The sequence below is a fragment of the Pseudomonas sp. ARP3 genome (assembly GCF_001029595.1).
Classification (GTDB): Bacteria; Pseudomonadota; Gammaproteobacteria; order Pseudomonadales; family Pseudomonadaceae; genus Aquipseudomonas; species Aquipseudomonas rhodesiae.
Genome location: NZ_LEKF01000004.1, coordinates 301,329 through 319,537, shown reverse-complemented (window position 1 = coordinate 319,537; position 18,209 = coordinate 301,329). Strand labels below are relative to the sequence as shown.

Genomic DNA, 18,209 nt, shown 5'->3' with positions numbered 1-18,209 from the left:
TGGAACCACCTGATCCCATCCCGAACTCAGAAGTGAAACGATGAATCGCCGATGGTAGTGTGGGGTTTCCCCATGTGAGAGTAGGTCATCGTCAAGATTAAATTCCGAAACCCCAATTGCGAAAGCAATTGGGGTTTTGTTTTGCGCGCTCGAAAACATTAGAAGCTCGATTAGGTTTACCTTCTACTCAGTCCAAGAGCACCGCCAAATCGCCGACAAATTTGAACAGTTATTTCTGAACCAGACCACTAGAATAGGCACCTAACCATTTTTAGAGTCAGAGCCCTACTATGCCCGATCCGGTTGATGCCACAGAGGTGTCGGATTTACCGCTGGACGACCTGGTGGCCTGCCATGAGTGCGACCTGCTGATGCGCAAACCCGTGCTCGCTGTTGGCGAAAAAGCCCAGTGCCCACGTTGCGGTTACGAGCTGTACGCTCACCGACATAACGTGGTTGAGCGAAGCCTTGCCTTGGTACTTGCTGCACTGTTGTTGTACATCCCTGCGAACTTTCTGCCGATCATGCAGCTCAATCTACTGGGTCAGTCTTCCGAGGACACCGTGTGGAGCGGCGTTGTCGGTCTCTTCGACACAGGCATGCAGGGTGTGGCCATCGTGGTCTTCCTTTGCAGCATGGGCATTCCCTTGCTCAAGTTGCTGTGTCAGTTAGCCGTGCTGTTGAGCATACGGTGGAACATCGGCCGCAGTTATGGCCTGCTGTTCTACCGCATTTACCACCACATGAAAGATTGGGGGATGCTGGAGGTCTACTTGATGGGCGTACTGGTGGCGATCGTCAAGCTCGCTGACATGGCGTCCATCACGATTGGCCTGGGCCTTGGTTGCTTTGTCAGTTTGTTGATGGTTCAGGTCCTGCTTGAGGTGGTGATGTCGCCCCACCAGATCTGGCAAGCGCTGTCAGGGGAGGATGATCATGCGGGCGATTGATGCGGGCATTCTGATTTGCACCGAATGCCATGAGTTGAATAAGCAAGAGCCAGATGTCGATGAGCAAGTGTGCAGCCGCTGTGGCGCGCTGGTTCATGCTCGCCGCCCTGATAGCCTTACGCGTACTTGGGCGTTGTTGATCACCGCCGCTTTGCTCTACATCCCTGCCAATATGCTGCCCATCATGACGGTCAACTCCTTGGGGCAGGGCGATCCCAGTACCATTATGGCCGGTGTTATCCAGCTGGTGCAGCATGGTATGTACCCGATTGCCGCAGTGGTATTCATCGCGAGTATTCTTGTGCCGACATTCAAGCTGGTGGGTATCGGTCTGTTACTGTTCTCGGTGCAGCGCCATCAACCGCTCTCGGCGCAACAACGTATCGTGATGTACCGTTTTATTGAATTCATTGGCCGCTGGTCCATGTTGGATATCTTCGTGATCGCCATCCTCGTGGCGGTCGTAAACTTTGGACGACTTGCCAGCGTCGAGGCCAACCTCGGCGCTGCGGCGTTCGCCAGTGTGGTGATCTTGACGATGCTTGCCGCTGTAACTTTCGATCCCCGACTGATTTGGGATAACACGGAGTCGGACGACGACCATGAGTGACTTGCCTAAAGCTAAAACCCGCCCTGCTTCCAACTGGTCAGCCATATGGGTGTTGCCTCTGATTGCCCTGATTATCGGCGGGTGGCTGGGGTGGCGTGCTTACTCCCAGCAGGGCATCGAAATCCAGGTGCGCTTTGAAAGCGGCGAGGGCATCCAGGTCAACAAAACCGAAGTGGTTTATAAAGGCATGCCCGTGGGCAAGGTCAAAGCCTTGGCACTTGATGACGAAGGCAACAATCGCGGGGTGATCGCCACCATCGAGATGGGTAAGGACGTCGAGCAATACCTCAAAACCAACACGCGCTTCTGGTTGGTCAAGCCCAGCGTCAGCCTCGCGGGCATCACCGGTCTGGAAACCCTGGTATCAGGCAACTACATCGCTGCCAGCCCTGGTGATGGCGAACCCACTCGCAAATTCAAGGCGCTTTCCGAAGAGCCGCCTCTGTCCGACGCCAAGCCCGGCCTGCACCTGACCGTCAAAGCCGACCGCCTCGGCTCACTCAACCGTGGCAGCCCGGTGTTCTACAAGCAGATCCAGGTGGGTCAGGTCAAAAGCTATCTGCTGTCCGAAGACCAAAGCACCGTTGAGATCAAACTCTACATCGAGCCGACTTACGCGCACCTGGTGCGCAAACACACGCGTTTTTGGAATGCCAGCGGTATCAGCATCGACGCTAACCTCTCCGGCGTCAAAGTGCGCAGCGAGTCGCTTTCCAGCATCGTAGCCGGTGGTATCGCCTTCGCCACGCCAGAAAATCGCAAAGACAGTCCGCCCACCGATCCAAGCTTGCCGTTCCGCTTGTACGAAGATTTCGACGCGGCCGCCGCCGGTATTCGTGTGAAGGTCAAGCTGGCTGACTTCGAAGGCCTGCAAGCGGGGCGCACGCCGGTCATGTACAAGGGCATCCAGGTCGGTAGCCTGAAAACTCTGAAGATCGATCCGGATCTGTCCAGCGCCAATGCGGAATTGACCCTAGACCCCTTGGCCGAAGATTACCTGGTGCAGGACACCCAGTTCTGGGTGGTGAAACCTTCCATCTCCCTTGCCGGCATCACCGGTCTGGAAGCCTTGGTCAAAGGTAACTACATTGCCATCCGCCCTGGTGACAAAGGCAGTGCCCCGCAACGTGAGTTTGTCGCGCGGGCCAAAGCGCCGCCGTTGGACCTGCGTTCTCCGGGCCTGCATATGGTGTTGTTCACCGACAACCTGGGCTCCCTGGATGTCGGCAGCCCGATCCTCTACAAGCAGGTCAAAGTCGGTTCGGTGCAGAGCTACCAATTCTCGCGCAAGAGCAAGCAACTGGTGATTGGCGTTCACATCGAGAAGGAATACGAAAACCTCGTCAACGGTTCGACGCGGTTCTGGAATGCCAGCGGCGTGACCCTGACCGGCGGCCTGACCGGCGGCATCCAAGTAAAAAGTGAGTCCCTGGCGAGCCTGATGGCCGGCGGTATCGCTTTCGAAACCCCGCAGGCAAACGTTCCGCTGAAAAAACGTATCCCTCGTTTCCGTCTGTTTGCCGACCGTGAGGCCGCCAATCAACATGGGACCCTCGTCACCATCAAGGTCGACCGCGCCGATGGCCTGCGCCCAGGAACCCCGGTGCGCTTCAAGGGGTTGGATGTGGGCAAGATCGAAAGTGTCGACCTGAGTGCCGATATGCAGTCGGTCATGCTCAGTGCGCGTATCACCCAAGTGGCCGATCGCGTTGCGCGCGTCGGCAGTCAGTTCTGGGTGGTCAAGCCTGAGTTGGGCCTGATGAAAACGTCCAACCTCGAAACCTTGGTCACCGGTCAGTACATCGAGGTGCAACCGGCGGCGAAAAATGCCGGCCCGCAGAAAAATTTCGTCGCGCTAAATCAACCGCCGGAAGTCGTGAACCAAGAAGCTGGTTTGAGACTGGTCCTGAGCGCAGCGCGTCGCGGTTCTCTCAAGGAAGGCGTGCCGGTTACCTATCGTGAAGTCACCGTGGGCAAAGTCACCGGTTACGAGCTGGGCCAGACCGCCGACCGTGTGTTGATCCATATCCTGATCGAACCCAAGTACGCGCCGTTGGTGCGCAGTGGCAGCCGTTTCTGGAACACCAGTGGGTTCGGGCTCGACTTCGGCCTGTTCAAAGGCGCAACGGTACGCACCGAGTCCCTGGAGACTCTAGTGGCGGGTGGTATTGCATTCGCCACGCCGGAGGGTGAGCGCATGGGTAACGCCGCGCGTGCCCAACAAACCTTTCCGCTGTTCGACAAGTTCGAAGATGAATGGCTGACCTGGGCGCCCAAGATTCCACTGGGCAAATAAACCGAGGCGCGGCAATCGGGGGCAAGCCCCCTCCCACATAAATCAGGATGTGGGAAGGCTTGCTCCCGACAAGAGCCTCAACATCACCACAAAAAAAGGCCGCGATCCATAAGATCGCGGCCTTTTTGCATTTCAGTGCAACCGGTCAGACTTCATCCAGCTCCGGTTCATCCGCCTGCACGTTTACCGTGGCCTTCACCACATCACGACGACGGATGTACTTCCAGTCCGCCTCGTCGATGTAGATACCATTCGGTCCGCTACCGCCTTCCAAGTCGATAGCCACCTGGGCGGAAACCTGGGGTTTCACACTCGCCAGGATCGGCACGAAGCCCAGCTGCAAACTGGTTTCCAGCAGCGCGGCCTGGTTCTTCTCATCAATATCCGCCGCTTCATCCAGGTAGTACGGCAAACGCACACGACCGGCCTGGTCGCGGTCCATCAAGTGCAGCAACAAATACATGTTGGTCAGCGCCTTGATGGTCATGGTAGTGCCGTTGGACGCCGCGCCATCGATATCGGTGTGAATCACCGGCTGGCCGTTGACCTTAGTGATTTCGAAGGCCAGCTCGAACAGATCCTTGAGGCCCAACTGGTTATGGTTGGCGGCCACCAGGCGAGCCAGGTATTCCTTGGCTTCTTCGTTCTTGTTGTCCTGCTCGGCGCTCTGGCTGAGATCGAACACCGACAGGGTTTCGCCTTCTTCGTATTGACCGGCGCTGTGGATGATCTGGTCGATATGCTTGAGCGCTTCCTTGTTCGGTGCCAGTACGATGCGGAAGCTCTGCAGGTTGGACACCTGACGCTTGTTGATCTCGCGGTTGAACAGCGCCAGTTGGTGTTCCAGGCTGTCGTAGTCGCTGCGGATATTGCGCAAGGTGCGCGCGATATCAGTGACCGCCGCACGGCGTGCCTTGCCCAGGGTCAGGGCTTCATCGGTGCGGTGGGCATAGGCGTTGATCAGCAGTTGCAGGCGACGTTCCACATCATCCTCGCTGTCGAACTTGGCCACGCCCTTGAGGCGCACCTGAGCGTACAGCGCTTCGATCTGGCCGTCGGCGCGCAGCAGGCCCTGCCAGCTGTCCTGATAGTCATTGAGCAGCGGCAGCAGGTTGTCCATGGAATCGTCGATAGGGTCCATGAACGGCGTGCCGAACGGCAAGTCCGCAGGCAGTAACTGACGACGGCGCAATGCATCATCCAGCGTGCGCTGCTTGGCTTCCATGTCGCCGATCTGACGCCCGACCAGTTGCAGCTTGGCCGACAGTTGCTGGACCCGTTCGGTAAACGCGTCGCTGGAGCGCTTCAACTCGTCCTGGGCCGCTTCCATCTGCGCCAGGCTTTCCAGCTTCTCACCTTCTTCGGCGCTCAAGGTCTGCGCGCGACGGAAATCCTCCAAGGCTTTCTGTGCGTCCAGCACCTGCTGGTACAGCGCTTCGGTCTGGGTTTTGCTCGCGGCGCGGTCAGCCGCCACGGCTTGCTGAGTTTTGAGCTGCTTGAGTTCTTTTTCCAGGCGCTCTTTCTGGTCGCGCAACGCCGCACGATCCGCGAGGGCCTGCAATGCCGGCGGTTCGATGTGGGAAATGTCGATAGACAACCCCGGCACTTCAAAGCGCTCGCCCTTGAAGCCATCAAGGATCTGCTCCAGGGATTTAACCCACAGGCCATCCTCATCCAGCGTGATGCCATGCTCGCCCAACGGCAGGCTGAACAGCGCACTGTTGAACAGTCGCATCAGACGCTCGACATCCTGCTGTGAGAATTCTTCCCGCAGCTTGGCGTAGCTGTTGTTGTCCGCATGGTCTAGCTGCTGCTTGACCGACTTCAAGCGCTTTTCCAGGTCACGCAAGCGCTCGTCCAAGTCTTCGGCGCTGAACTGTCGCGACTGCGCCAGCGCGCCCGCGAGTTCGTCGTGAGCGTCCTTGGCCGCGAGCAATTGCTGCTCCAGCACTTTCACATCGTCCACCAACGCGAAGCGATGTTTGAGCACCGACAATTCACCCAGCCAACGCTGGATGCCGCTGATTTCCCGCTCCAGGCGCATCAGCTCTTGAGTGCCGCCGCGCTGGTCGTTCTGCAGCGCGTCCTGTTCGTTGCGGTAATGCTCGGCCTGGATGGTCAGCTCTTCCTTGCGTGCACTGGCGTAGTCCGACCAGGTGCCCAGCAGCGAATCCAACAGTGGCGACAGGCGATGCAGTTTGCCGCGCAGGATGTCGCGGTGCTTCACGCCATTGGCCAGGGCTTCGACCAGCGGCCCGGCGGCCACCAGGGAGTTGTAGTCCTGTTCCATGCGTCGCACATCGCGGAAGGCTTCTTCGCACGCGGCGATGTAATCCACACTGCCGGAACGCAGGCTGTGTTCAAACGCATCGAGGAACAGCTGCTTGAGCTTGGCCGCGGTGATTTCGCGCATGTGCAGCAGGTTGATAAACAGCGCGCGGAAGGTCTTCAGGCTCTGCTCGCTGGTGGAGCGCAGCGGGATCAATGTCAGGTCCAGCGGGATCGACGTGTGGCCGCCGACCAGCAAACGCCGCAGTTCATCCGGCTTGAGTTCGTAAGCCTTGAGGCCCTCGCGCTCAAGGTTGGTGAACAGTTCTTTCTGACGCAGGCAGGTGTCGTTTTTCTGGTAGTGGGCCAGGTCGAGCTTGCCGGCATAGGCAAAGAATTGGTGGCCGAAACCACCGCCCGGCCCGCGGCCGACCACACCGATCACATGCGGGCCGTGGGGCAGGGAGACTTCCACGAGGATGTAGCTGGTGTCGCTGGCAAAGTAGAAGCGCCGCGATTGTTCCAGGGTGTACTTGCCGAAACTCATGTCCGACATGCGTGCCAGGATCGGGAACTGCAGGGCGTTGATCGAGGCGGACTTACCCAGGTTGTTCGCGCCGTACACCGACAGCGGCTCTTCCAGCGGAAACAAGCCCAGGCTGTAACCGGCGGTGTTCAATAGGGCGAAGCGGCGGATGCCGTAGCGTTCCTTACTCATGCGTCGGTCTCCTGTTCTTCGGCAATGGCGCGGGCCAGGGCGTCTTCTTCGCTCTCGTTGTCAAACTCGCTGAGGTCCAGCGGGTCATCGGTCTGCAGCAGTTTCTCATCGCTGTCTTCGTCGATGATCACCGGCGCCGGCAGTGGCAAGACGCTGTGCACACTGGCTGCCAGGTCGCGGTCCTGCTGCACCGACAGGCACACGTCGAGGAACCGGTGCATTGGCGGCAGGAAGCGGTACACGCCGTTGTCTTCGCTGGCGAATCCGAGCTGGGTCATGCGGCGCATGATTTTTTCTTCGAGTTCTTCCTGGGTCTGCACTTCGGCCTGGATAAACAGGTCGCGGTACTTTTCCAGCAGCGACGGCAGTTCGTCGCGGCCCAGGCTGCCACCGTCCAGCACGGCGATTGGGTCGCGGCCCTGGTCGGCCAGGTGCTCGACGATGATGAAGGTGAACAGCGCCAGGCGCTGCGCGGTCTTGTTGACCTGCGCGGCAGCCACGGCGGTGTCGGGCACGAAGTAGTAGAAGCCCCGAGTGTCGCAAACCAGCTCAAAGCCCAGGGCCTTGAACAACGTGCGGTACTGGTCCTGGAAGTTCGACAGTTGGGCGTACAGCTCCGGGTCGCGGCGGCTGACATGGTAACCCTTGAACAGCTCGCGGAAGATCGGCGCCAGCTGGGACAGTTCGGATAGATCAAGATGCATGAGGAGTGCTCGCAGAATGCTCGGCCGCGTCAGGCGTGGCCGGGAGCAGGGCGAAGGAGCGCAGGCTGACCTGGTGCTCGTGGGTGTGATAGTCGCGACGTTCCAGGCGTTCGCGCTTGAAGCGTTTTTCGCGGGACAGGCGCGAGAACCAGTACAGCAATTCGTCGGTGGCGCCGTCCGGTTCCTGCTCCAGCAGCCAGGACATCAAGTCCGGCATCGGCAACGCGTCTTCGCAGCGTTCGAGCATCTCTTTGACCGTGCGCGGCGCGCGCTGGGCTTCGCCCTTGTGGGACTTGTGAGCCTTGGGGAACCGCGCAGGCTTGGGCTCGAAATTCGCCAGGGCATACACATAGGCTTCGACCTGGCTCGCACTGCCCAGGAACGTGCTTTGCGGTCGGGTAAACAACGGCATTGCCGCTTGCGGCACCGCGTCCAGGCCCTTGCGTCGAATGGCCGACAAGGCCAGCGCCGCGCCACGGGTCACGGCGTTGTGCCGGCGCGCTTCTTCACGCAGCGGCAGCAACAGTTCCCGCGCATGGCGCAAGGTCAGTTGGGCGCTGGTCTGCATTTCGAGGATGCGCGCGTGGGTACGCAGCAGCATGTCATCGTCCACCAGATGGCCGAGGCGCTGCTGTTCGGTGAGCAGGCGCAACAGCACGTTTTCCACTTTGCGCACGCCTTGTTCGAAGGCGCCGTCGGCGTTCACCAGTTGGATCATCGGTTCGACGTATTCGTCCCAGGTCGCCAAGACCTCGGCGTAACGCTGGCGCAACGGGATCTGCCGGTCACTGGTCTTGGCGCGGTCGGCCACGGCGGCCAGGGCCTGTTCGTCGTTGGCGAGTTTTTTCAGCACGTCGCGCACGCGCATGTCGAGCAAGCGCAGTTGGCGGGCCAGGTCGTGGCCGTCGCGGATGTCGAAGGCGTCCTGGATATAACCGGCCAGGCGCTCAAGGTGGCGCAGGTAGGCTTCGATCTCCAGGCACAGGCCCAGCCGGTGCTCCTTGCGAAGATAGGCCAGGAAATCGTGGATCTGCGCGTTAAGCTCGAAGCGATTCGGGCTCTTGGCCACAGGCACGAGGATGTCGAGGCGAATCCACACGTCCAACAGGCTGGTGATGTCCTGGGGCGTGCTGTCCAGTTGTTGGGCGGCCAGTTGCGCGCGCAGCTCGCCGAGGCTCAGGGTGCCTTGGTCGAAGTGTTCGCACAGTGGCTCAAGTAAGGCCCAGTGTTCGGCGAGGGCGCGCAGGACGCGCTTGGGTTCGATCATGGGAATGGCCGCTGGTTGGCGATTAAAAGTCGCGATTGTACTGCATCGGACGGGGGATTTATCCACAGCCGGTCAGTGTGCAGTGGGCGATTGTGAGCGAACAGCGGTAGAATCCCCGCTCTTTACTTATCCACAAGTGGCCGAGCTGTGCTTATCGAGTCCCGACGTCGCGCTTACTTGACCGCCATGCAGGTGGTCAATTGGCTGCCCCGTACCGAACTGCCGTTTGCCGCACCGTCGCGGCCCGAGTTGCTGCAAGCGCTTGAGCCCGACGCGGTGTTCGAGTCTTCGGGGGAGGAAGCGGCCCCGCCGGTCGCGGTGATCAAGTCTGCGCCCGAGACACGCCCAACGGTGGAGCGGGCCAAGATCGAAGTCCCGCGGCCCTCGCCAGTGGTCAAGCCGGCCGTGGTCGAAGAGGCTGCGCCGGTGGTCAAGGCGCCGGTGGTGCCGCCGCCGCGTTTTGCCCTGCAATTGCTGCGCGCCGGGCGTTGCCTGCTGCTGGTGGAGCTGCCCACCGGCGAGCGCTTCCAGACCCGCGACCCGGCCTACCTATTGCTCAAGGACATGCTGCGCGCCGCCGGCCTGCCCGACAGCCCGCAGATCGTCGGCGACCCGGTGCGCTGGCCGCTGCTGACGCGCGGCACCATGGATCAAGGCCCCGAGGCTGCGCGCGACTTTGTGCAAGGCTTTGTGGCGGCGCGCCTGGAAGACGAGCCCAGCGTGTGTGTGTGGTTGATCGGCCTGCCCGCTGTGCGTTTTGCCGGTGAAGCCAACGCCGAGGCGTGGTATCGCGAGCTGCAGGTCGACAGCCTGGGCTCGGTATGGGCCCTGCCGGGCCTGGAAATATTAATGGAAGAGCCACAGCGTAAGGCTGATGTCTGGCAAGCCATGCGCCGGCTGATGGCGCGCTGGAAAACAACCGATGAGTGAGGCTTTATCCTTCCGCCCGATGACCGAGGCCGACCTCGACGCCGTGCTGAAAATCGAATATGCGGCGTTCAGTCACCCCTGGACCCGTGGGATTTTTCTCGATGGGCTGGGCAAGTACCAGATCTGGTTGATGTTCGAAGGCGAGCAGCAAGTGGGGCACGGTGTGGTGCAGATCATTCTCGACGAGGCGCATCTGCTCAATATCACGGTAAAGCCGGAAAACCAGGGCCGCGGTCTGGGCCTGGCATTGCTCGAACACCTGATGTCCCGCGCACATGCCGCGAACGCGCGGGAGTGCTTCTTGGAAGTGCGGGACAGCAACACCGCAGCGTTCCGGTTGTACGAACGCTACGGTTTCAACGAAATCGGCCGTCGCCGGGATTACTACCCGGCCGTGGGTGGCCGGGAAGATGCGGTGGTCATGGCCTGTACTCTGGTCGATTGACCACCCGAGCCAATGTGGGAGGGGTTAAGCCGACTCCCACAGGTGAACCGCGCTAGTCAGCGTTTGCCACCTATAGGGTCGATATCCGCCAGTTCTGCCTCATCCAGTCCATTCCCACCGCCGATATCGTCCTCGTCTACAACACTTAGATCGAAATCGGCAGGGCTGTCTTCCCCGGCCTCTCGCGCATCCCGCGCGCCGTCTTCGTGGATCAGGGTTTCGGGGCTCATGTCGTCGTCGGTGGCTTCATGATCGTCGGTGGAGGCTCCGGTCATCCCGGCTTCACGCACGCGCTCGTCAGGCATCAGGTGTTCGCGCTCGCCACGGGGGATTTCGTCGCCGATTTCTGCGCTAGGAGCCTCGTCGTCGAAATCCAGCTCGCGCATCGAGCCCATGCGGTCTTCGTTGTCATCAATCGGTTCGGGCTGGGTAGCGCCGTAGGGACGTCGTGATTCAGTCATGGCCAATCCTCATACTGTGGGGCATATAGTGTGTGGACAGGCACCACGCCCGAAAGATTCAAGCTAATTGCCGCGCGGCGTGACCTGGACGAGTGGTCGTGTGTCACACAGCTGCGCATCATTCCTGAGGCTTTCCTGATGAACGAACTACAAGACCTGCTTGATAACAACGAACGCTGGGCGGATGCGATCAAACAGGAAGATCCCGAATTCTTCGCCAAGCTCGCCCGCCAGCAAACCCCGGAATACCTATGGATCGGCTGTTCCGATGCACGGGTGCCGGCCAACGAGATCGTCGGCATGTTGCCGGGCGATCTGTTTGTGCACCGCAATGTGGCCAACGTGGTGCTGCACACCGACCTCAATTGCCTGTCGGTGATCCAGTACGCGGTCGATGTGCTCAAGGTTAAACATATCCTCGTCACCGGCCACTATGGCTGCGGTGGCGTGCGGGCTTCGATGCAGGACCGCCAGTTCGGCCTGATCGATGGCTGGCTGCGCACCATTCGCGACCTTTACTACGAAAACCGTGAGCTGCTGGCTCAGTTGCAGACCGAAGAAGAGCGCGTCGACCGCTTGTGCGAGTTGAACGTGATTCAGCAGGTGGCCAACGTGGGTCACACCAGCATTGTGCAGAACGCCTGGCATCGCGGGCAGAGCCTGTCGATCCATGGTTGCATTTACGGCATCAAGGATGGCCGCTGGAAGAGTTTGAACACCACCATCAGTGGCTTCGAGCAACTGCCGCCGCAATACCGCCTGCGTCCATTGGGCGAAGCCTAAGGCCGCTTGCGTTCGCGCCATCGAGCCATGAACGCCTGCCCTTCGGCGTTCAGTGGCTCATCGCGACCGGTGATCCAACCCCGGCAGTTCAACTCGCCGCACTGGCAGGCGAATTGCCGGAACAGCACGTCTTCGGTGCTGGCGTAGTCGCGGGTCAGTGGGGCGCCGACAGGGATGTCGCGTAAGGTCCAGACTTCCAGGTAATGCAGGTCGAGAAACACATTCGGCGTGCAGGAGTGCGGGAACAGGCCGCTGAACCAGCCATCGTAAAGATGAATGCGCGACGACAGTTGCAGGGTATGCAAGCGCCGCTCACTCAAGGCGTAGCCCGATATCTTGGCGATGCAAACGCGGCTTTCGAACGGGACGCGCGCAGTGATCCGCATGGTCAGCCCATCGGCCGATGGCACGACGTCGAAGTCACGTGTGGAGGGGTAGTCATTTCCAAGCGCGGGCTTGAACGGGTAAAGACAGTCACTTCTGGCATTTTTAGCCTTAGCCATGGCCTGAGTCTTCATAACTCTCCTTGGTCAGGCTGCATCGACCTGCGGGTGGTGGCTGACGGCCAGTCTTGCAGCAGATGGGCTCCGGGCAAGACTCGCTGATGTTGGATCCGATTTCTACTGTCAAATCTGACAGTAGAAATCAGCTGTTTTTTGTGCGTTTTACAGCGCTGGCGCCGTGATTGTGGGGGTTGGCGCCGGTTCCTTCAGCTGTTTGAGATGGGTTTTGATCGGCGGCGTGGCGCATTTTTCATTGGCTTGTTCCGGCGTCAGCTTGCGTACCGAGGTGTAGAACAGCTCACAGGTCTGCTCCTTGCGCGTGACTTGCCAGGTATTCATGCAGGCTTTGAGCAACACATTCGGGTCGCTGGCCGGTTTCTGCCCCATGCCGGCCTGCCAACAGGCGGCGCTCAAATCCTGGCCCATGACTTTCAAACCCGCCTCATCGGCCTTCTGCTCGTTGCCGTCATAGGTCGCCGGGTCGGCGGCATACCAAATGTAGCTGGGGTGGTTGGAACCCAGCACCGATACGCTTTGGCCGGCGGCCGGGCTGATCTGCGCCAGGCCCAGCACGCTCACGGTTTGCCCATATTGCTGCTTGATCCAGTTACGCACCGGTGCGCCGAACGCCACCATCGGCAGCGCTCCGTTGGGCAGCAGGCTCAGCTCCTTGACCATACGCGTCTGGTAGTCGGTGAAGTAGCTGTAGACCGCCTCCAGGTCTTTACCGGCGTTGGACGGCGCGGCGATGGGGGCGATATCGATAATGGTCTGATAGGCCGGGGTCTCGGTGGCGGGGACGCCGTTATCGGTGAGCAGCGTCGCCCAGCGGTCGGTAGTGGCCGACTCCAGGTAGTCCTGGGCCTGAGTCAACGAGTAGTCCGGCGGGAAGTGCAGCAACTCGATGCTCTTACGGTTTTCCAAGGCCATGCCCAGCGGCAGGAACAGGTACCAGTTATAGGCCCACTTGCCGTCGCTATTGAGCTTGCTGGCGCCCTGATACGCCAGGTCGGCGGTGTCGAGCAGGGTGGTCAACGGTTGACCATAGGTGTCCGGCACGCCGCTGAACGTCGCGGTGAGCTGGCCGTCATGGCTTTTCACGCTGACTTTGGCGCGGCTGTAACCGTCGCGTTGCAAGCTCTGGTTCAGGTAATGCTCAGCGGTCTGCTCCAGCGTCCATGGCCGAAAACAGATCACATTGCAGTTATTGGGAAACGCGAATAATTGGGTGACGCGTTGCGTGCTGCCCAAAGGTACTTGGATATCGGCCTGCACGACCGCACTGGCCATCAGTGCGGCCAGGGTCAGGGACAGCCTGGTCGATTTGAACATAATTGATTCCTTGTCAGCGAAAGCCCGTCTGCGCGGGATGAAGGCCCACTTGCACACAGTAGCGGCTGACCAGGAAAACCGCGTGCTAAATCGCCAAGGGTGTCGCTATTGGATAAGAAACTGCAGTGCGTTGCTTAGATCGCCCATCGGTGCCTGACCACGCGCAATCATGGCGTCATCGCGCTGCTTGAGGCCGGGCAGGGTCTCCAATTGGAATACCCGGGTAATCAGGCGCAGGATCGATGCGGTGTCGTATACCGTATGGTCCACGGTGCCCTTGCGCGCAAACGGCGACACCACCAGCGCCGGCACCCGACTGCCCGGCCCCCAGCGGTCGCCCTTAGGCGGCGCGACGTGGTCCCACCAGCCGCCGTTTTCATCGACGGTCACCACCACCACCATATTTTTCCATTGGGGGCTTTCCTGCAGCACCTTCAAGACACGCGCGATATGGCGATCGCCGGAAGCCACATCGGCATAACCGGCGTGCATGTTCAGGTTGCCCTGGGGCTTGTAGAACGTCACCGCCGGCAGCTTTCCGGCTTGTGCATCGGCCAGGAACTTGTTGGTACTGGACTCATCGCCCAACCCACCATCACGAAGACGTTTGCTGCGTTCCGCCGGGTTCTGCGGCCCCTGTTGCTTGAAGTAATTGAACGGCTGATGGTGGTACTGGAAATTGGGGATCTTCGGGATACCGCCCGAGTCCTTGAACTGATCCAGCGTCGCCTGCCACGCCCCGGCGTACCAGGCCCAGTCGATATTCTTCTGCGACAGCTTGTCGCCGATGTGTTCGTGGGTCTGCGGCACCAGCACGTTGGGCAGGTCGGGCTTGGAGTAATCCGGGTTTTGCGGGTCGCGTATCCAGGTCGGCCAATAGGGCGGGGCCAGGGTATTGACCGCGTAACCGTCCGGGGTCAGGGCGCTGGGGCCGAACTGCGGCGGGCCGCTCATCGCGCTGGCCGGGGAGTTGTCCAGCGGCTTGAGGCGCGTGTCGGTGGGGTCATCGCTTTGCAACGTGGCGATCTGCGATTTAGCCACCGATTGTGCGGCGTTCGGGTACACCGGCGCGGTGGCGCTGATCAGGTATTGGTGGTTGAGAAACGAACCGCCAAACGCACCCTGAAAGAAGTTGTCGCAGAGCACGAACTCTTTGGCTACATCCCACAGGCGCAGGGAATAACGGCTCTGGGCGTAATGGCCCATCACCAGCCCGCCGGCGTCGGCCCAGGCGACAAAACCGTCGTTCTTGCCACCGTTGATCTGCATCTGGTTCTGGTAAAACACATGCCATAGATCGCGGGTCACAAGGCTCAACGGCAAATCCTCGGCATTCGGGCCCTTGAGGGCGAACGGTGCGTTGGGCAGGTTTTCCTGGAATTGCACTGCGTTGGGGTAGGTAACGCCGTCCACGCTTTGCGGCCCGACCTGCAGCACACCGCCCCAGGCTGGAGGCAGGGTGGCCAACAGGCTGCCGTCGCGGTCGCGTTGCTGGTATTGAGCGGCAGACAGCGCCGACAGCGGTTTCTCCACGCCGGGGAAATCCGCAAACAAATTATTGAAGCTGCGGTTTTCGGCGTAGATCACCACCACGGTTTTAACCTGGTCGCGCAGGGCTTTGTCTAGCTCCTGCGGGGTCAGTGGTCGTGTCTGGGGTGGGTTTGGCCCTTCGCCGGTGTGGCCGCAGCCGCTCAAGGTAGCGCCCACCCCCAGTACCGCCGCGCCTCCCAGGAAGCGCCGACGGCTGGTGTCTACGGGCGGTTGAGTTACGGAATTGGTGGAAGGGCGGTCTTCGTGCTCGTCGCTCATTGCGGGGGAGTCCTGGCGAGATGTTGCAAGATGTTTCGCAGGACGGTAGCAGGGGGAGATGACGGAACCAAGACAACGGCGCGATCTGCCGGAGCTGCGAGGCCCTGTGGGAGGGGGCTTGCCCCCGATGACGGCCTGACAGCCGACTAGAATTTCGCATCAGACCGAGTACATATACCGGCTGGCACGCCTAATTGACTGCGCCCGTTGCAATAACTGGCGCAGTCCCCATTCGCCTACGGCATCACCGGCGGCAAATACGCCAGCGTGGTCCCCAGTGCCCACAACAAAAACAACACCAGCGGCGTGTGCACCAGCAATTGCACGAACGAGAAACCGATCAAATCCCTCGCTTTAAGCCCCAGCACGCCCAATAGCGGCAGCATATAGAACGGGTTGATCAGGTTCGGCAGCGCTTCGGCGGCGTTGTAGATCTGCACCGACCAGCCCAGGTGGTACTGCAGATCGTTGGCCACTTGCATCACATACGGTGCCTCGATGATCCACTTGCCGCCGCCCGAGGGAATAAAGAAGCCCAGCACCGCCGAGTACACCCCCATCAGCAGTGCGTAGGTGTCGTGGGAGGCAATAGAGGTGAAGAACGTTGAGATATGGTGCGCCAGGGTCTGGCCGTCGCCGCCCTTGACCACCGTCATCAGCGCGGCGATCGAACCGTACAGCGGGAATTGGATCAACACCCCGGTGGTGGTCGGCACCGCACGGGCCACGGCATCCAGGAAGCTGCGCGGGCGCCAGTGCAGCAGCGCACCGACCATGATGAACAGGAAGTTATAGGTATTGAGCCCCGAGATGGCACTGATCGCCGGCTTGGTCGAAAACTCATGGAACAGCCAACCGGCGGCCAGCAGCGCCAGCAGGATGGTCAGCAGCGGGCTGTGTTCCAGCCATTCGCCGGGGCGCGTCGGCGCCTGTGGCTTGGGCAGGTTGAAGGCCGGGTCGACTCCACAGGCCTGGGCGTCGCGGGCGCTGTTCGGGCCGGGGGCGGTGGCGTAGGCGATGATCAGCGACACCACGATCAGCGCCAGCAACAGCACACCGGACTGCCACAGGAAGATCGTCTCGGTGAAGGGGATCATCCCGGTGATCGCCAGGATCGATGGCGGCAAACTGCCTGGGTTGGCTTGCAACTGCGCGGCCGACGACGACAACCCCAGGGCCCACACGGCGCCCAGGCCCAGGTAGGCGGCCGCACCCGCCGCGCGGTAATCCATGCGCAGATCGGTACGCCGGGCCAGGGCGCGTACCAGCAACCCGCCGAACACCAGGGACAAGCCCCAGTTCAGCAGCGACGCGACCATGGATATCAGCGCCACCCACGCCACGGCCGAGCGGCCGTTCTTGGGGATGCGCGCCAGGCGGTCAATCAGGCGCACCGCTGGCGGTGAGCTGGCGACCACATAACCGCCGATTACCACAAAGGCCATTTGCATGGTGAACGGGATCAGGCTCCAGAAACCATCGCCAAAGGCTTTGGCGGCGTCGGTCGGAGCGGCGCCCATGCCCAGGGTCGCCACGGCCACGATGATCACCGCCAGTGCGGCGAACACCCAGGAGTCCGGGAACCAGCGTTCGGCAAAGTTGGAGCAGCGCAGGGCAAATCGGGCATAGCGGCTTTCTTCGATAGCGTCGGCCACGAGTCATTCCTCTTGTCGTTATTATGGGTTTGGCAGTTTTCCGGCATATTCCGCTACGGCCATTGATATGGGAATGCGGTTATCTTCATTGATCGATGAGGAAAACAAATATATCTGCCGCGATTGCCATGATCCGGTTCAGCTCATAACCTGCACGCCATTTTGTTTGTCTGCCGAGCCATTCCATGACTGCCACCTCTGTCGCACAGGCGCAGCGCTTTTCCCGCTCCGACTACAAAACCCTGGGCCTGGCCGCCTTAGGCGGTGCCTTGGAAATCTATGACTTCATCATCTTTGTGTTTTTCGCGCTGACCCTGAGCCAACTGTTCTTCCCGCCGGAAATGCCCGAATGGCTGCGCTTGCTGCAAAGCTTCGGCATCTTTGTCACCGGCTATCTCGCGCGCCCGCTGGGCGGCATCCTGATGGCGCATTTTGCCGATCACCTGGGGCGCAAACGGGTATTCAGCCTGAGCATCTTGATGATGGCCTTGCCTTGCCTGCTCATCGGGATCATGCCCACCTATGCCCAGATCGGCTATTTCGCACCGCTGATCCTGCTGGCGCTGCGAGTGCTGCAAGGTGCGGCGGTGGGCGGTGAAGTGCCCAGTGCCTGGACCTTCGTCGCCGAGCACGCGCCGCGCAACCATCGCGGGTATGCCCTCGGTTTCCTACAGGCAGGGCTGACCTTCGGCTACTTGCTCGGCGCCCTGACCGCAACGCTGCTGGCGCAAGTTTTTACGGCTGCTGAGATCCTCGACTACGCCTGGCGTTTCCCCTTCCTGCTCGGCGGCGTATTCGGAGTAATCGGCGTTTGGCTGCGCCGTTGGCTCAGTGAAACGCCAGTCTTCCTGGAGATGCAGGCGCGTCGCCAGGCCGCCGCCGAACTGCCGCTGCGCACCGTATTGCGTGACCACCGCGCGGTGCTGCTGCCAGCGATGATCCTCACCTGTGTCCTCACTTCGGCAGTGGTGGTGCTGGTGGTTATCACCCCGACCATGATGCAAAAAACCTTCGGCATGAGCCCCAGTCACACCTTTGCGTTAAGCGCGCTGGGCATCGTGTTCCTCAATATCGGTTGCGTGCTCGCCGGCCTGCTGGTGGACCGCATTGGGGCCTGGCGCGCGGTGCTGGTCTACAGCCTCTTGCTGCCGGTGGGAATTGCGCTGTTGTACGCCAGCCTCATCGCCGGCGGTGTGTGGCTTGGTGCGGCGTACGCCGTGGCGGGCTTGAGCTGTGGCGTGGTGGGCGCTGTGCCGTCGGTGATGGTTGGTCTGTTTCCGGCGCCGGTGCGGGTATCGGGGATTTCCTTTACCTACAACATCGCCTACGCGCTGTGGGCCAGTACCACCCCGCTGATGCTGATCGCATTGATGCCCACCAGCCCTTGGATTTGCGTGGGCTACTGCGTGGTGATGGGTGCGGTGGGAGTGGGCAGTGTGGCGCTGTTTGGCAAGCGCCACACCTTGATGGCCTGAGGG

The 18,209-nt window shown here is 60.7% G+C and carries 15 protein-coding genes and 1 rRNA gene; 8 read left to right on the top strand and 8 right to left on the bottom strand.

The features are described from left to right. The 4 genes from rrf to ABX75_RS07590 form a co-directional block, all read left to right on the top strand. A 5S ribosomal RNA gene (gene rrf / locus ABX75_RS28055) occupies positions 1 to 97 on the top strand; the annotation flags it as partial. A gap of 193 nt (positions 98 to 290) precedes the next feature. Next, positions 291 to 950 (top strand): paraquat-inducible protein A, encoded by a 660-nt coding sequence (locus ABX75_RS07600; RefSeq protein WP_034095739.1) that lies wholly within the window; start codon positions 291 to 293, stop codon positions 948 to 950. Beyond that, a complete protein-coding gene (locus ABX75_RS07595) occupies positions 937 to 1,560 on the top strand; it encodes a paraquat-inducible protein A (protein WP_034095740.1) in 624 nt (207 codons plus the stop codon). The genes ABX75_RS07600 and ABX75_RS07595 overlap by 14 nt, the downstream gene beginning before the upstream one ends. Continuing rightward, positions 1,553 to 3,856 (top strand): PqiB family protein, encoded by a 2,304-nt coding sequence (locus ABX75_RS07590; RefSeq protein WP_034095741.1) that lies wholly within the window; start codon positions 1,553 to 1,555, stop codon positions 3,854 to 3,856. The genes ABX75_RS07595 and ABX75_RS07590 overlap by 8 nt, the downstream gene beginning before the upstream one ends. Before the next feature lie 145 nt (positions 3,857 to 4,001). On the opposite strand, the gene mksF is transcribed toward ABX75_RS07590, so the two are convergent. From mksF to mksB, 3 genes are read right to left on the bottom strand one after another with little or no spacing between them, the layout of a single operon-like run. Next, the gene (gene mksF / locus ABX75_RS07585; protein ID WP_034095742.1) at positions 4,002 to 6,842 is read right to left on the bottom strand and encodes an Mks condensin complex protein MksF; all 2,841 of its coding nucleotides are present in this window, start codon (positions 6,840 to 6,842) and stop codon (positions 4,002 to 4,004) included. Continuing rightward, complete coding sequence (gene mksE / locus ABX75_RS07580) at positions 6,839 to 7,546, bottom strand: Mks condensin complex protein MksE (protein ID WP_034095743.1); 708 nt, start codon at positions 7,544 to 7,546, stop codon at positions 6,839 to 6,841. The genes mksF and mksE overlap by 4 nt, the downstream gene beginning before the upstream one ends. Next, a complete protein-coding gene (mksB, locus tag ABX75_RS07575) occupies positions 7,536 to 8,813 on the bottom strand; it encodes an Mks condensin complex protein MksB (RefSeq protein ID WP_034095744.1) in 1,278 nt (425 codons plus the stop codon). The genes mksE and mksB overlap by 11 nt, the downstream gene beginning before the upstream one ends. A gap of 186 nt (positions 8,814 to 8,999) precedes the next feature. Here mksB and ABX75_RS07570 point away from each other — a divergent pair, with 186 nt between their 5' ends. Beyond that, on the top strand, positions 9,000 to 9,743 hold the full coding sequence (locus tag ABX75_RS07570) for a hypothetical protein (RefSeq protein WP_047881699.1): 744 nt from the start codon (positions 9,000 to 9,002) through the stop codon (positions 9,741 to 9,743). Further along, complete coding sequence (rimI, locus tag ABX75_RS07565; RefSeq protein ID WP_034095746.1) at positions 9,736 to 10,188, top strand: ribosomal protein S18-alanine N-acetyltransferase; 453 nt, start codon at positions 9,736 to 9,738, stop codon at positions 10,186 to 10,188. The genes ABX75_RS07570 and rimI overlap by 8 nt, the downstream gene beginning before the upstream one ends. Before the next feature lie 56 nt (positions 10,189 to 10,244). On the opposite strand, the gene ABX75_RS07560 is transcribed toward rimI, so the two are convergent. Further along, entirely contained in the window at positions 10,245 to 10,649 is a 405-nt protein-coding gene (locus tag ABX75_RS07560; RefSeq protein ID WP_034095747.1) for a hypothetical protein, read from the bottom strand. Between the two features lie 138 nt (positions 10,650 to 10,787). Between ABX75_RS07560 and can the strand changes: the two genes are divergently transcribed. Then, positions 10,788 to 11,432 (top strand): carbonate dehydratase, encoded by a 645-nt coding sequence (gene can / locus ABX75_RS07555; RefSeq protein ID WP_034095748.1) that lies wholly within the window; start codon positions 10,788 to 10,790, stop codon positions 11,430 to 11,432. Here the strand turns inward: can and ABX75_RS07550 are convergent. The 4 genes from ABX75_RS07550 to ABX75_RS07535 form a co-directional block, all read right to left on the bottom strand. Continuing rightward, entirely contained in the window at positions 11,429 to 11,950 is a 522-nt protein-coding gene (locus ABX75_RS07550) for an SET domain-containing protein (RefSeq protein WP_034095749.1), read from the bottom strand. The genes can and ABX75_RS07550 overlap by 4 nt on opposite strands. Before the next feature lie 147 nt (positions 11,951 to 12,097). Then, complete coding sequence (locus ABX75_RS07545) at positions 12,098 to 13,267, bottom strand: hypothetical protein (protein ID WP_047881698.1); 1,170 nt, start codon at positions 13,265 to 13,267, stop codon at positions 12,098 to 12,100. A 105-nt stretch (positions 13,268 to 13,372) separates the two neighbouring features. Beyond that, complete coding sequence (gene acpA / locus ABX75_RS07540; protein ID WP_040267188.1) at positions 13,373 to 15,076, bottom strand: acid phosphatase; 1,704 nt, start codon at positions 15,074 to 15,076, stop codon at positions 13,373 to 13,375. A gap of 236 nt (positions 15,077 to 15,312) precedes the next feature. Then, positions 15,313 to 16,731, bottom strand: a complete 1,419-nt coding sequence (locus tag ABX75_RS07535; protein ID WP_034095752.1) for a short-chain fatty acid transporter — start codon at positions 16,729 to 16,731, stop codon at positions 15,313 to 15,315. 185 nt (positions 16,732 to 16,916) lie between these two features. Here ABX75_RS07535 and ABX75_RS07530 point away from each other — a divergent pair, with 185 nt between their 5' ends. Then, positions 16,917 to 18,206 (top strand): MFS transporter, encoded by a 1,290-nt coding sequence (locus tag ABX75_RS07530; protein WP_034095753.1) that lies wholly within the window; start codon positions 16,917 to 16,919, stop codon positions 18,204 to 18,206. The last annotated feature ends 3 nt before the right edge of the window (positions 18,207 to 18,209 follow it).

Bases quoted from the DNA above. Each gene is read 5' to 3' on its own strand.
- ABX75_RS07600 (WP_034095739.1), top strand. From the start codon at position 291: ATGCCCGATCCGGTTGATGCCACAGAGGTGTCGGATTTACCGCTGGAC.
- ABX75_RS07595 (WP_034095740.1), top strand. From the start codon at position 937: ATGCGGGCGATTGATGCGGGCATTCTGATTTGCACCGAATGCCATGAG.
- ABX75_RS07590 (WP_034095741.1), top strand. From the start codon at position 1,553: ATGAGTGACTTGCCTAAAGCTAAAACCCGCCCTGCTTCCAACTGGTCA.
- mksF (WP_034095742.1), bottom strand. From the start codon at position 6,842: ATGAGTAAGGAACGCTACGGCATCCGCCGCTTCGCCCTATTGAACACC.
- mksE (WP_034095743.1), bottom strand. From the start codon at position 7,546: ATGCATCTTGATCTATCCGAACTGTCCCAGCTGGCGCCGATCTTCCGC.
- mksB (WP_034095744.1), bottom strand. From the start codon at position 8,813: ATGATCGAACCCAAGCGCGTCCTGCGCGCCCTCGCCGAACACTGGGCC.
- ABX75_RS07570 (WP_047881699.1), top strand. From the start codon at position 9,000: ATGCAGGTGGTCAATTGGCTGCCCCGTACCGAACTGCCGTTTGCCGCA.
- rimI (WP_034095746.1), top strand. From the start codon at position 9,736: ATGAGTGAGGCTTTATCCTTCCGCCCGATGACCGAGGCCGACCTCGAC.
- ABX75_RS07560 (WP_034095747.1), bottom strand. From the start codon at position 10,649: ATGACTGAATCACGACGTCCCTACGGCGCTACCCAGCCCGAACCGATT.
- can (WP_034095748.1), top strand. From the start codon at position 10,788: ATGAACGAACTACAAGACCTGCTTGATAACAACGAACGCTGGGCGGAT.
- ABX75_RS07550 (WP_034095749.1), bottom strand. From the start codon at position 11,950: ATGAAGACTCAGGCCATGGCTAAGGCTAAAAATGCCAGAAGTGACTGT.
- ABX75_RS07545 (WP_047881698.1), bottom strand. From the start codon at position 13,267: ATGTTCAAATCGACCAGGCTGTCCCTGACCCTGGCCGCACTGATGGCC.
- acpA (WP_040267188.1), bottom strand. From the start codon at position 15,076: ATGAGCGACGAGCACGAAGACCGCCCTTCCACCAATTCCGTAACTCAA.
- ABX75_RS07530 (WP_034095753.1), top strand. From the start codon at position 16,917: ATGACTGCCACCTCTGTCGCACAGGCGCAGCGCTTTTCCCGCTCCGAC.